The organism is Marinobacterium litorale DSM 23545 (assembly GCF_000428985.1).
Lineage (GTDB): Bacteria > Pseudomonadota > Gammaproteobacteria > Pseudomonadales > Balneatricaceae > Marinobacterium_D > Marinobacterium_D litorale.
On the sequence record NZ_AUAZ01000038.1, the window covers coordinates 1 to 13725 of the forward strand.

The window sequence follows — 13725 nt, forward strand, 5'->3', positions numbered from 1 at the left end:
AGCAGACCTCCCAGGGTAAGACACGTGACCTTCACACTTATACCTGCCGCATCTACGACCGCTGCTCCGTGCAAGTACCGGGCTTTGAAGATATTCGACTCCTCACCCGCAGCCGTCGCCTCGTATGCGATTTCTGTTCGTCAGGCCAGTGCTTTGCCTTCGGCTTCCTTCAGATTCCACCTCGCGATGGACACCCTTGCCGTTCGGCTAGTGGTTCCCCTTGCCGGGCCCACAGAGGACTTGCACCTCCAAGTCATCCGACCGCCACCACGCGCGTCGGAACAGCGCCCGTCAAGGCGCTACGCGCCATGCCTGGCGCACAAACGAAAAACCCCGCTGCTACTGCAGCGGGGTTTCAATAACTAAATTTAGGTGGAAGCGACTTATCAGCTGCCCATCAACCGCTCCCCCGCCGGTACTTCCGGCGGAGCCTGATCGAAAAAGCCCTCGGTATGGATCATCTCATCGCGGGCGCCCAACTGCTTAACCGCCGCTATACAATCGTTAACAAACTCCGGACTGCCCGCGATGTAGATCGCATGGCCGGACAGGTCCTTGTACTGCTCCGGTAGCACGGCGGGAATTCGCCCATGGAGTACCCCTTCTTTCTCTTCCCGGGTCAGCGTGGGGATGAACTTAAAGCGACGGTGACGGAGGTTCCACAGCTCCAGCAAACCACGGCTGTATATATCCGCCTCGGTTTGAGACGAGAACATCAGATGTACCGGTTTATTAAAGCCGCGGCGCAGTGCGGCATCGGTGAGTGCCAGAATCGGAGCCAGACCGGTTCCTGCCGCCAGACAGAGTACCGGGGCATCAGTAGCCGGATCGCCGATAAAGGTGCCGTAGGGGCCGGATAGGTTGACCATGCTGCCCACATGTACCTGGTCGTGAATCCAGTTGCTGGTCTTGCCGTCGGGCACGCGGGTAATCTGGAGCACGATCTCGCCATCGTTACGCGGCGCATTGGCGATGGAGTAGGAGCGCGCCGGAATGGTGCGCTGAATATCGGTGATCGAAACGTACTGCCCGGGCCAGTAGCGCAACGCTTCACCCACCGGACGAATTCGAAGCTCGGTGATGCGGGGGGTACGCTCGATACGATCCACCACCACACAGCGCACATTTTCTCTGGGCGGAAAGAGCTTAGGCTGGGCATCGGCTGTGCCCCAGTCGATCTCGACAACCTCGGACAGCGGCTTGGCCATGCACATCAGGCCGTACCCTTCAGTACGTTCCTCCTGGGACAGCGCCATATCGAGCACCATCCCCTGATCGAACTCTCCTTCCCTCACTTTAACCTTGCACTCGCCACAGGCGCCGGCGCGGCAGTTGTTTGACAGTGCGTAGCCGGATCTTTCCAATGACTCCAACACGGTATCACCGGCCTGGACGTCCACCTCTTTGCCGGACGGGTATAAACGAATTCGTGTCATGCCGAAATCTCCGATCAGTTCTTATTTTTGGTCGGGATGTATCCCAACAGAAGCAAGCCAGAGGCCTTGGCCTCCGGCTTGCCGTTTTGCTGATTGCAGTATCAATCCGGATCAGAAAATCGGGATGATATCCGCCGAGTCCAGGTCAGCCTGGGTCACTTCCTGGCCGGTGATATCTACCTCTGGAATCGCCGGGAACGGCGTATCGTACTTATCGAGCACCGCCTTCAGGTTAAGCATGGCTGCGCGCCAGTTCTCCTTCTTGGCCTCATACTCGGGCACACCAAAGCCCGCTTCACGTGCGATCGCTTCCGCTTCACGCTGGGTATCGATGAAGTCGGCTGGCAGATCCCAGAACTCTTCGGGCGGCTCAAACAGCACGGCAGACAGGAACAGGTAACCGGCACGGATCTGCTTGGTGATGATCGCCTTCTCGCTCTCATCCAGCTGCGGATAGTCACGCTCCATCAGGGAGAGACAGATCGCCATATGACGACCTTCATCACGACCGATATTGCGGAACGCCTCCTGGAACACCAGCTCTTCGCAGCTCTGAGACATCTGCTTGAAGATGGTCGCCGCGGCAATTTCGCCCATCAGGAAGGAGCTGAACAGCACCGCCAGGCTGTACTTGGGAACCGCCTGCTTGTAACCGTTCCAGTAGCGGCCACCGTTGTAGTAAAGCCAGCGGGCGTTTTTCTGCAGGCGACGGCCCAGATCGGTCTTGGGCTCATACTCCAGTGGGCTCGGCGACTCCAGCAGCTTGGTGATCGCCAGACCACACATCTGCTCATGGTTCTGTTCGTCGCGCGTCACGGAGAAGAAGCAGCGACGGATCGCATCCTCTTCGTGATCTTCGTAGGTCTTGATAAAGGCTTCGGCGAAAACCGGCGGAGCCGACGCATCGAATACGGAGAGCAACGTCCACCAGTACGCGATCGCTTCACGCTCTTCCCAGGTGTAGCTGGAGGGATCGAAGGTATCCCAGGGCAGGTCTTTCGGGTTCCAGGCCTCACGCAGGGAGGCATCCCAGATCTCCTCAACCTTGGAGGATTTGGTTTCCCAGCGCAGGGGATAGATGTTCGGTTGGGGCGTCTCCGGCGGGAACTCCATGGAGTCTGCGAGCTTATCGTGCATCACTTCACCTCTTTCTAATCTTTATTGTTGATGACCGGAATAGAGATTATTTTTTATGACACATAAAAACAACTACACAATTTTATTATGTATCGCTTTAAACGATTAACAGAAATATCGCATCCTTGTTTAAGCTCTTTGTTTTCAAGGATTTAGTTAAATGAAATCTCTGTCTAATCAGATAAAACAAAGAAATCGGCAATACTTTTTGTTGATCCAGATCAATAATTCTGTGGTACATTACAAACCCCGAAAGCGATACGTACTTTTCATCGAGATTTGATTTACGTAACAGGATGAAACCAGATGCTCGTAGTTGTACTGAATTGTGCGGGGAGATTGCCCACCTCAAACGACGGGCCTAAATTCGTTCATCTAATAAGAAATCTAATACTAAGGTCGAATTCATGCTGCAATCCAACTCCAACGCTAATACAGGCCGCGGACTTTCCATCCGTAGCTGGCTCCTCTTTGCCGCTACCCTGGCATTTTTGCCTGCGCTGGCATTGATCCTGTTCAACATCCATATTCAGTCGAGCCTCGACAGCCTCTCACTCGCCACTTCAGTGCCACAGCCCCTGAGACCAGAGCTGGCCCGTCTCAGTGCATCGCTCGATACTGGAACGTTAGCTCTGCTGGCCGCGTTGCCAATCCTGCTGCTGCTCGCCTTTCTGATTCTGAATCGCGCGCTGATTAAGCCCCTGCTTCAGGTGAAATCCACGTTCGAGGAGATCAAGAACCGTCATGGAGACATTTCCGCCTCGCTGCCGACGACTGGCAGTGCAGAGCTGGCCCGAACGGGAGAGGCCTACAACGACTTCTCCACAGCACTCAAGCAGATGATCGCTCAGTCACGCCAACGCAGTGTCAAAGTCTCGTTGGGGGCCGCTCAACTTCAGCGCATCATCAGCAAGGTCCAGGCCGCTGCGGACAATCAGTCAAACGGAGCCCGCCTGGTGTTCCAGTCCAGCCAGGAAGCGACTCAGGCGATCAATGAGATCGCCGGGCATACTCAGTTGATCGCACAGCGCAACCAGCACAACCTGGAGGAGATCAATAACTCCAGTCGTGAACTGCTCCGGATTAAGGAGCAGATACAGGCGATTGAGCAACAGGTGACTCAGTTCCAGGGCACGGTGCAGAAGCTATCTGCCAACTCGGAAAACATCGTCAGCGTACTGGCGATGGTGCAGGGCTTTTCGGAACAGACCAACCTGCTGGCACTGAACGCATCCATCGAGGCGGCTCGAGCCGGAGAAGCTGGGCGCGGTTTCGCTGTCGTGGCCGACGAAGTGCGCTCCCTGTCGCTCAAAGTCAGTGATGCGACCCACGAAATAGATGCCAATATCAATGATATGACCCAGCTGGTTGAGAGCACACGTCAGGGCTCCCAGGCGATCATGGCGCATGTCACTGAAACCGAATCGTTTATTGGCGAAACCCACACCAAGTTCGGCACCATGCTGAACGATTTCGAGCAGCTGAATAATCAACTGGGAGAAATCAGCGCGGCGGTAGAAGAGTTGTCATATACCAACGGTTCGACTCACGACAACATCTCATCGATCAATGAGCTGTCCGACAACATCCAGGAAGAGATCGAGATCTCAGCCGGTTATTCACAGACGCTTGAAAGTGCCACCGAGGAGATGCAGGAACTGTTGTCCCACTTCCATATCGGCTACGGCGGCTTTGAAGAGATAATCAGCACCGCCAAGGGCTGGGCCAACGAAGTCGAGCAGCAGTTAAACAGGATGGCGGAGGAAGGCCATAACCTGTTTGATCACAACTACCAACGCATCAACCCGGACCAGCAGCCGGAAAAGTTCGCCACTGGCTACGCAGAGCGTTACGAGCAGCTGCTGCAACCAATGTTCGATCGTTTTATCCATGAAAAGCCTGAATTTATCATCGCTTCCGCGTTTGATATCAACGGCTACCTGCCCGCTCACAACAGCAAGATCTCCAAACCGATCACCGGCGACTTTGAAACGGATAATGCCCTCAGTCGACATCGCCGAATCTACGCCGGAAACCGCGCCGAGAAACGCCGGGCCGCCAATACAGCCCCCTTCCTGCTGCAAACCTTTATCCGGGACACAGGTGAGATCCTCAACTCGATCTCGGTCCCTCTTTATGTATCCGGTCGTCACTGGGGTAATTTCTGTACGGCTTTCGCCCCGGAGCGGCTGCTGGAGATAGACTGAACGCCCGCGGCGTACCGTACATCCTGACCATCGCCGCTCCTGCGCATCCATGCACCCGCGGCATACCGTACATCCTGACCATAAAAAACCGAGAGCCTTTCGACTCTCGGTTTTTTACTAACGGTCAGACCTGAGCTTTCAACCGCGGCTGATATTCATCAGCTGTACCGAGGTGTACTCAAGCAGGCCTTCCTCACCGAACTCCACGCCAAAGCCCGACATCTTGCAGCCACCAAACGGACAGTGCGGCAGTACCTCGGCGTGATTGTTGATCCAGACGGTACCGCACTCCAACTGAGATGCAACGCTACGTGCGCGTTCCACATCCGTACCCCAGACGGAGCCGCCCAGGCCAACGTCAGAGGCGTTTGCCATGGCGATGACGTCATCCAGATCGGTGTACTTGATGACCGGCAGCACAGGGCCGAACTGCTCCTCCTGGACCAGGCGAGCACTGTTATTCAGGCCGGCAACGATCGTCGGCGGATAGAGGTAGCCGCCACCCGGTAACTGCTCGCCGCCACAAAGCACATCAGCGCCCTGCTTGCGCGCGTCTTCCACCAGCTCCTTGACCAATGCCAGCTGCTTCTCGTTCTGAACCGGGCCAAAGGTCACGCCCTCTTCCAGACCACCGCCCACTTTCTGTTCGCTGGCGATCTTTGCCAGTCGCCCACAGAGCTCATCATACTGGGACTCATGCACGTAGAGGCGCTTAAGCGCGGCGCAGGTCTGCCCCATATTCAGAAACGCGGTCTGGAAAATGGCCGGTGCCAGCTTATCCAGGTCGGCATCTTCCAGCACGATGCCGGCATCATTACCGCCCAGCTCCAGGGTCAGGCGCTTCAGGTTACCGGCGGCATTGCTCATGATCTTCTGGCCAGTGGGCGTGGAGCCGGTGAAGACAATCTTGTTGATACCGCTGTGACCACTCATGGCACTGCCGATACCGCACTCACCACTCATGCTGTTAACCACACCGGCGGGTACAACCTCGTTGATCAGCTCGACCAGGCGCAGTGTATTAAACGGCGTCAATGAAGAGGGCTTGATCACTACCGTATTACCGGTGCGCAGTGCCGGCATCACATGCCAGACAGCAATCATCAAAGGCCAGTTCCAGGGCGTAATCGAGCCGACAACACCTAGGGGTTTGCGATGCAGCTCCACCAGCCGTTCAGGACTGTCTTCGATCACCTTGACCGGAATTTCCAGCTCAGCGGTGTAGCGGGTCCAGGCAATCGCGCCACCGACTTCCATCTGCGCCAGCGCCATGGGTTTGCCCTGCTCGCGCACGACAATCTCGGCGAGCTCCGCTGCATTTTCTTCTATCTTGTCGGCGATTTTGTGCAACATCGCCTTCAGCTCTGCATCCGGTGTGTGCTGCCAGGTTTTGAACGCTTCGGCTGCCGCCGCGACCGCCTCATCCAGCTGAGCCGTGGAGGTTGCACTGCATTCGGCAAAGCCTTCGCCCGTGGCGGGGTCGATGACCGAAAATGGTGCTTCAGCCCCTTTTACAGCCTGTCCATTGATGATGTTCGAGGGGATATTAATCATCTTTAAGTCCTCTGAAACACGGCAACGGCAGGCAGTTAACACCACCTGCCGCCGCCGGAGTTATTACCTGCCAGGTCGGTCCAATCAGAACGGAACGATCGCAAGAACCTGGGCATAGAGATTAGTGTCATCGTTACCCTGGGTGCTGGAAGCAGAGTCCGGGGTGTAGAAGCCGACCAGCGGACTGATAATCAGGTGATCCATAGCCACCCATTCAGCCCAGATATCGATTTCGCTCGCATCATTGCTGCCGCTTCCGCCGTTGGTATCACGGAAGTCAAAGTAGGATGCGCCAACGGTCAGCATCTCGCTCGGATGAGCCATCACACCCAGGTAATGGATATCGGCATCGGTACCGAACGGACCGGCATAGTTGGCGGCCACCTCACCCTGGAACCAAGTGCCGTAACCGCGGTTGAAACCGAAGAACAGCGGGTCATACCCTTGATCATAGCTGGTATAGCGGTAATTGACGCTCGGCGACCAGGCGGTGTTCGCGAAGGTCCAGCCGGCTTCGGCGTACCAGGCATTGGCGTCCGGGTTGCTGTTACCCTGAGACTGATCCACGTACTCGGCGGACAGGAACAGGTTTTCAACACCGGCATTACCCTGGAACCGCAGGCTGGTGGTTTTCTGGCCGTCGCGACCGTCGTAGCCCCAGAACGCGGCTTCGTTGTCATCCACGTCCAGCCCTTTCAGGTGCATCAGGCCGAAGGTACCCGCGTCGGTGGTGTACTCCAGGTTGATACCGGCCATTTCCACGCTGGCCTGAGCCGGGTTATCGGACTTGAACCAAAACAGATCGGAGCGCAGCGGGCCTTCACCGCCCACGCGCAGTACGGCAGTCTTATCGAACGCCTTGCGGGCCGCCAGCCAGTAGGCACCACCTCGGTTGGCACTGAAGCCTGGCATCAGACCATCCAGCCCTTCTCCCATGTTCAGGGCATCACCGTTAAGGATAAAGCCATCACCGATAGTCAGGTTCTGGCGTCCGAAGGAGAGCTCAACCATATCGGTACGGTAGCCCAGGTACAGGTCTTCGATATCGGTTTCGCTCTCTTCACCGGTGGTGAGTCCGGCGGCATCGCCATCACCCCAGGTGCCTGAAGTCACCACATTGGCGGCCCCAAACAGGGTACCAGTGCCTGCCGCGCGGCTGCCGGAGAAACCGTACTTGGCATAGGCTTCGGTCCAGGAAGGACTGCTATCAGAATTGCCGTAGGTCTCTTCGCTGCTGAACTGACCGACGATCAGTTCCAGATCGAAATTCAGCTCGGAGCCGTTTTCGCTATACAGGTTATAAGCAGAAGCCGGAGCAGAGAGGGCCGCCGCAACGGCCGCCGCCAGTAAAGAACCGGAGGTTCGACGGAAAATTGTTTTATTCATTGACCTCATTCCTTAGGGGTGCCGGACAGCCTATACAGAGCTGATTTAGCACGAAGGGTTATCTTCCACCTGTAAGACTAGAGAGGTGCTGTAAACCAGTTTCCGTCTTTAAGTACCGCTTTGTGAGGAGATGTAACGGAGTGTAACAAGGGCCAGACTTCCCACCTTCGGTTTCGACCAGCCACAGGCCTGGCAACTCCTTATGACCATCCATGTTGATGCCTAGAGCTAGATATAGCGACTTGTTGATCACGCCATGCTGAACCGCTGGGTAGCGAATTCGCTGCGCTGATCGCCGCTCAGGTGCAGGCGAAGAAGCAGCCCACAAGGTTGCGACAGCAACCATAATTCTTAAGTACGGTATGCAAGGAAAGATGTAGAGCCACACAAATTTAAATATTTCTTATTTTTTCATGATAAGTTTTCTAAAAAAACAAAGATAATTTGACATTTAAAGCCAAAAGAATAATATATATTTATAAAATTCTATTTTTCTACCTAAAAAGCAAAGAGGCCTTTGGTTTGTCTGGCACACTCAACGAATTGAGCAATAAAGGCACCTCCTCCGCTCGTGTTGATGATCTGTTGACGGAGCTGAAGGAGATCATTGCCAACCAGGAGTCCCGCATTGCGGGGCTCCGTCAGCAGCAGAACTTGGAACCCTTCAGTAGGGAGACGTGCGGTCAGATGCTGCTTAGCGCACGTGAGACACAGCAACTCACCCTGGAAAACCTGGCACTGCTTTCCGGTGTTTCCACTGTGACGCTGAGTAAGCTGGAGAAGGGGCAACTCAACGTCAACTTCGAAACCTTGGTGAAGGTGTTTGATGCCCTCGGAGTCTCGCTTTGGATCGGAAAGTGAACGTGCTCCAGAACGGAGTCCTGGCCGGTGTACTTATCCAGCATGAATCAGGCGAGTACACCTTTCAGTATGACGCCACCTATCTGGCACATGGAGCCCCAATTGCCTATCGGCTCCCTTTGCAGAAAGAGGCTTACCATGCCGACCAGCTGTTTCCCTTTTTCGAAAACCTAGCGTCGGAAGGCTGGTTATTGAAGCTTCAGTCTCAGCTTCAGCATATTGATGAGCGAGATACTTTTTCCATGTTGATTGCGAACGGCAAGGATCTAGTGGGAGCTATAAGCCTAGAGGAGATCGTGGAGTGACTCAGAAATGCCTGATAACGCTCAAGGATATACCTGAGCGAAATTCCAATCCCCGAATGCGCGATGCTGATGCACGAAAGCTGTATGGAACTACTCGTTTCAGTGGCCGGCTTGCGGTGACTCGCAAGGAGCTATTCGCTGAGGGTGTCAAAACGGTCAAAGGTCTTTCGATCTCCGGTGTCCAGCAGAAACTATCCATGCGCTTCGACGATGCGAAAAACACCCTGGTCCCAACCGACACTCAGGGTGCCTTCATCATTAAACCCTCCCCTGACCAGTATCCGAATTGTGCCGAGATGGAGCACTTGGGCATGCTGATAAGCAAAGCACTCGGCATTAATACCGCTCAGTGCGCGCTGATCGAATTCCACGATGGCGAGAAAGCCTATGTGACCCGACGCTTCGACCGTGACCATGGGGTCACTGATAAACGTCCGATGGAAGATCTCTGCTCCCTCTCGGATTTTACCAAAGATGATAAATACGAGAGCAGCTATGAATCCGCAGGCTTAATTCTGAAAGAAGCAACAGGCGGAAAGCTCAGCGTCATGTTGGATTACTTCACCCGGATACTGGCCGCATACCTTATGGGGAATGAGGATCTACATTTAAAGAACTTCAGCGTTATCCGAGAATCCGGTGATACCGGTCTTTTCTTCCCAAGGCTATCACCCAACTATGATTGCGTACCCACTATAGTCTACGAAATCAGCAACCTAGGTTACCTGGCAATGCCATTGATGGAAGCCGAACGCCAAGGGAAGCATTCAGAAGCCTACAGCTACTTTGGCTATTACACCCAACAGGATTTTTTAAAGCTTGGTGAATCGCTAGGCCTTAACAGGAAAAGCGTGCTGGCGTGTATCGATAACATCAGAAAGAAAATGGCCGACATACGCCCCCTGATTGATTCTGCAGATATCCCTAAGGCATTCAAAGTGCACTTGTTGGAAACCGTGAACAGAAGAGAGAATGCCCTGCAGGCTCACTTGATGCGATAGAAGCTGGACACGCAGCTGAAAACGTTAAAGCCAGCCCTGCTGGGACATCCACAGCGCCAGCTGAGTGCCGCGGCTGTCGCCTAAAGCATCATTCAGGACATCACCCGCCGAACGCTCAGGCTGAGCTCGAACCCGGCGTAAAAGCGGTGCCAGTTCGATCCCGTTCAGATGCCAGATGCCCAGTGGCTGGTCCGGTGTAATGACCACTTCGGCCTCGGTAATTATTCCGTCTCGAACCACCGGACGCCGGTCGATACTGACCTGCTGCGGGATGACATCGGTGTGGAGAGGTTGATTATCGGGCCAGCTGCGCCGTTTACGCCAGAATGCCTGATCCGGCCATTGCGACTCCTGGGCGTAGAAGTCGCGTCCGATGCGGGCAAAACGGTAGAAAAGCCCCTCAATCCGCTGTTCATGAAAGTGTCGCGCAAGCTCGCCCCGCTCCGGGCTCTGCAGCAGGGTGTTAACTACTGCTGGTGCCTGGAGCGCCGAGGAGAGCGCTTGAAAGATACCGTTGCCGGAGAGCGGATCCACCGCCATGGCGGCATCGCCGACACGAACCCAGCTGTCACCGGCACTGCGCTCGCAGAGTACCGGTGTGCTGATCCGGGCGTGAACATCGCCCACCGGCTCTGCGCCTTCAATAAACGGATGCGCCTGCTCCAGCCGTTCAAGATGACGCCGGCACCAGTCACCCAGGGCCTGCTTGGCCGGGAGTTCCGTACTTCCGGCATCGAGCGTTAATTGCAGGTAGCGCCGGCCATCTGCTCTCTGTGCCATCCAGGCCCAGCCTTCGGTAAAGCTCTGTACCGCTGAACGCGCCGGACCCTCCGGCCCCTGCCAGTACTGCAATAGAGATAACGTCTTACTGCCCTGCACTCTGGGGATACCGGAAGCCGGTGCCGCACGCCCTCTCGCCTCCACCAGAAAGTCGCCCTGACATTCGACGGTGCCATCTGACGTCTCGACCTCAACGACATAACGCCCATCTGCCGAGAGCTGGCGTCGAATACGGCCCCTTACCAGCTCAATGCCATGGGAAATCAGGTCCTGCAGCAGCGCTGCATCAAAGACCGGACGCACGATCAGGTGTTCGGTATTGGCGGCACTGGTTTGGCCATTCCAGGTGACCTGACGGGGTGATGCGGGAGCCACTGTTTGTAAAGCCTTGTAAAAGCCCGCCCCCTTCAATCCGGCAAGAACCCGCTCGGAAATTCCTTCCACCGCATCGAACGGCCTGGGCTCGCTGACCAGCGTCACCGGGTATCCCATGCGGCGCAAGCCAATGGCTACGGCGCCACCGGCGGGACCACCGCCCAAAACCAGTATCTGTTTCGGCATCACTCAACTCTCCGTTCCGGCCCCCGGTATGACGCTTGCTCTATCAACCACTGGCGCGCTTCACTGAGCCGTGGTCGGCCACTGATTTGCCCAAGATAACGCACAAGATGAGCACTCATATGGGCACAGCCGAGACTGGCACCGGACACTTCAAGCTGCTCATCCAACGCGCGTACGCAGCCACCGAAATCAGCGAATGGCGTCTCCAGATAGGCGACCTCTTCACGGCCACAACGCGCGTCTCCGGTCATTCGGAACACCCCCGGGTATGCCGCCGGATACACCGGCTCGCCCCGGGCGGGACTGGAGGCACAAATCAGCACGCCGCGTTTGAGCGCCTGTCGGCAGGACTCGCGCAGCACATCACGATCCTGACGTAACCCGAGGCTGAGATTGATAATGTCCACATCGCACTGAACCAGCCAGTCAATAGCCGCAGATACCTGAGCCGCCGTTGTGACCAGACGCTCGGTAAACACCTGGGCCGAATAAAGCTGTGACTCCGGTGCCAAGTCTGCGATCACTTCAGCAATCCGCGAACCATGGCCGAGCCGGTCGGGCCCGGCAGCCTCCTGCCAGAGTGCATCGTCACGCACGGTAAAAGCGGCGGAGTCGGCAAGCACCTGCTCAGGCCCCACGCCGGAATCTACCATGCCCACACGTACCGACTTAACCGGCATGGTCAACCTCCACCGGAGTCGGTTCAATGACGCTCAAATGGCCGTTCTGCAACAGCAGGCGATGATCACATCCCGCCAGAGTCGAAGGCCGGTGACTGATCAGGATACGGGTACGCCCGGCAAACAGCCTGTCTACGGCCGCGATCACCTGCTGTTCCGTCTCTTCATCCACGGCCGAGGTAGCCTCATCCAACACCAGAATGGCGGGCTGCTGAAGTAGGGCCCGGGCAATGGCAATACGCTGCTTCTGTCCACCGGAAAGCTGCTGACCACGCTCACCCAAGGGCGTATCCAACCCCTGGGGCAACTGTTCGATCAGCGCTTCCAATTGAGCATCGTAGGCCGCCTTCAGCAATTGGTCATCGCTGGCATCGGGCCGGGCATAGCGCAGGTTATCGGCCAGGGAGCCGCGAAACAGCGTGATCTCCTGCGACACCACGGCGATGGTGCGGCGCAGGTCGGCCAGATCCAGGGTGCGGATATCGACCCCGTCAAGCCGGATACAGCCCTGCTGGGGGTCATAATGACGTTGCAGCAGATCGATCAGTGTGGACTTGCCCGCGCCTGAAGCGCCGGCCAATGCGACCTTGCCGCCGGCGGGAAACGTCACGCTGACGTTATCCAGCACCGGAGCCCGCCCCTCGTACGCAAAACCGACCCGTTCCAGTACCAGAGCCCCCCGGAGCGGAAACGGAAGAGCGACAGGCTCCACCGGTGATTCAATCTCCGCCTCGGTCAGGCGCAGCTCACTGACCCGATTCAGACTGACACTCATCCTCTGAATCGCCACGTAAAGCCCCAGCAGGCTGTTGACCGGACCGGTCGCCATGCCCAAATAGGTGGAAAAGGCGATCAGTGAGCCAAGCTGCCACTGCCCCTGAATCACCCACCAGCCGCCGATTAGAAATGCAGCGGCCCGGGTCAGCGAGGTCAGCGTACCGGGGATGGCATGGGTAAAGAATTCGACGATCTGAAGTCTGAGCAGCTGGCCCAGATAGTTGTCATTGAGACCGCCGAGCCGGTCGCGTTCACGCGCTTCCTGGCCGGTGGACTGGATAAACTTAACGGCGGGCAGGGTCTCTACCAGAAAACTGGAGATATCCGCCGAGCGCTCGCGCATTTCCCGGGTGTGCGTTTCCACCTTGCGCCGCATCCAGCGTAGCCAGAGCACCTCCAACGGGATCAATACCAGTACCAGCAGCGCCAGCTTCCAGGACAGGACTACCAGCAGCGCCAGCGCTCCCACCAGGCCGATGAGGCTGCTGACTGCCGAGAACAGGCTGTCCACGGCAAACCGCTGAATTGCCGCCACATCGCCATCGAGACGCGAGAGCAGGTCACCCACCCGGCGCTGACCGAAAAAACGTGGAGAGAGCCGCTGCAGATGTGCGTATACATCAGTGCGCAATGCAAAGAGAATACGCCCGGAAAGACGTGTATGCAGGTAGCGGTTGAGTCCCGACAACACGGTGCCCAGAACACCAACGATAACCATGGCGATGGCGATCTGAAACAACGCACCGTAGTCCCCGGCAAGCAGGCCATCATCGATCAGCATCTTGGTCAGCCAGGGCTGCAGCAGAACCAGTGCCGAGGCCAGCAGTGACAGCGCTAGGAGACCTGCAATCGCCGCTCTCTGCGGCTGCACAAAGCTGTACAGCCAGCGGAATCCCTGCTCCAGCCGGACACGGTCATCGGCATGAATGGCTCTCACCAGCCAGTTCAGCATCAACAGATTCCTCTTCTACACAAACGGAAACGGGAGAGCCGCAGCCGGCCCTCCCGTTGACTGTATCCGGAATTGATGCACTGTCAGA

At 56.5% G+C, this 13725-nt stretch carries 11 protein-coding genes; 4 read left to right on the plus strand and 7 right to left on the minus strand.

What is annotated here, in order from left to right:
- Window positions 1-386 precede the first annotated feature (386 nt).
- Window positions 387-1436: a 2Fe-2S iron-sulfur cluster-binding protein gene (locus tag G403_RS0118485; RefSeq protein ID WP_027855300.1), complete on the minus strand. Its 1050-nt coding sequence runs from the start codon at window positions 1434-1436 to the stop codon at window positions 387-389.
- Between the two features lie 111 nt (window positions 1437-1547).
- Window positions 1548-2573: a hypothetical protein gene (locus tag G403_RS0118490; RefSeq protein WP_051299274.1), complete on the minus strand. Its 1026-nt coding sequence runs from the start codon at window positions 2571-2573 to the stop codon at window positions 1548-1550.
- 407 nt (window positions 2574-2980) lie between these two features.
- Between G403_RS0118490 and G403_RS23920 the strand changes: the two genes are divergently transcribed.
- Window positions 2981-4780 carry a methyl-accepting chemotaxis protein gene (locus tag G403_RS23920; protein ID WP_051299276.1) on the plus strand — a complete coding sequence of 600 codons (1800 nt, stop codon included), beginning with the start codon at window positions 2981-2983 and terminating at the stop codon, window positions 4778-4780.
- A gap of 138 nt (window positions 4781-4918) precedes the next feature.
- Here G403_RS23920 and G403_RS0118500 read toward each other — a convergent pair whose 3' ends face one another.
- Window positions 4919-6334, minus strand: coding sequence for an aldehyde dehydrogenase family protein (locus G403_RS0118500; protein ID WP_027855302.1), 1416 nt, complete (start codon window positions 6332-6334; stop codon window positions 4919-4921).
- 84 nt (window positions 6335-6418) lie between these two features.
- Window positions 6419-7720, minus strand: a complete 1302-nt coding sequence (locus tag G403_RS0118505; RefSeq protein ID WP_036234546.1) for an alginate export family protein — start codon at window positions 7718-7720, stop codon at window positions 6419-6421.
- A 522-nt stretch (window positions 7721-8242) separates the two neighbouring features.
- Here G403_RS0118505 and G403_RS23925 point away from each other — a divergent pair.
- From G403_RS23925 to G403_RS0118520, 3 genes are read left to right on the plus strand one after another with little or no spacing between them, the layout of a single operon-like run.
- Window positions 8243-8581 carry a helix-turn-helix domain-containing protein gene (locus G403_RS23925; RefSeq protein WP_036234550.1) on the plus strand — a complete coding sequence of 113 codons (339 nt, stop codon included), beginning with the start codon at window positions 8243-8245 and terminating at the stop codon, window positions 8579-8581.
- Window positions 8566-8886, plus strand: coding sequence for a HipA N-terminal domain-containing protein (locus G403_RS0118515; RefSeq protein WP_027855304.1), 321 nt, complete (start codon window positions 8566-8568; stop codon window positions 8884-8886). The genes G403_RS23925 and G403_RS0118515 overlap by 16 nt, the downstream gene beginning before the upstream one ends.
- Window positions 8883-9887, plus strand: coding sequence for a type II toxin-antitoxin system HipA family toxin (locus G403_RS0118520; protein ID WP_027855305.1), 1005 nt, complete (start codon window positions 8883-8885; stop codon window positions 9885-9887). The genes G403_RS0118515 and G403_RS0118520 overlap by 4 nt, the downstream gene beginning before the upstream one ends.
- Window positions 9888-9911: 24 nt before the next feature.
- Here G403_RS0118520 and qhpG read toward each other — a convergent pair whose 3' ends face one another.
- Genes qhpG through G403_RS0118535 form a run of 3 tightly spaced genes read right to left on the minus strand, consistent with a single transcriptional unit; the run spans window position 9912 to window position 13637 of the window.
- Window positions 9912-11228, minus strand: a complete 1317-nt coding sequence (gene qhpG / locus G403_RS0118525; RefSeq protein WP_036234560.1) for a flavin-dependent monooxygenase QhpG — start codon at window positions 11226-11228, stop codon at window positions 9912-9914.
- Window positions 11228-11908 (minus strand): subtilisin-like serine protease QhpE, encoded by a 681-nt coding sequence (gene qhpE, locus G403_RS0118530; RefSeq protein ID WP_027855307.1) that lies wholly within the window; start codon window positions 11906-11908, stop codon window positions 11228-11230. The genes qhpG and qhpE overlap by 1 nt, the downstream gene beginning before the upstream one ends.
- Window positions 11898-13637 (minus strand): ABC transporter ATP-binding protein, encoded by a 1740-nt coding sequence (locus G403_RS0118535; protein ID WP_027855308.1) that lies wholly within the window; start codon window positions 13635-13637, stop codon window positions 11898-11900. The genes qhpE and G403_RS0118535 overlap by 11 nt, the downstream gene beginning before the upstream one ends.
- Window positions 13638-13725 lie beyond the last annotated feature (88 nt).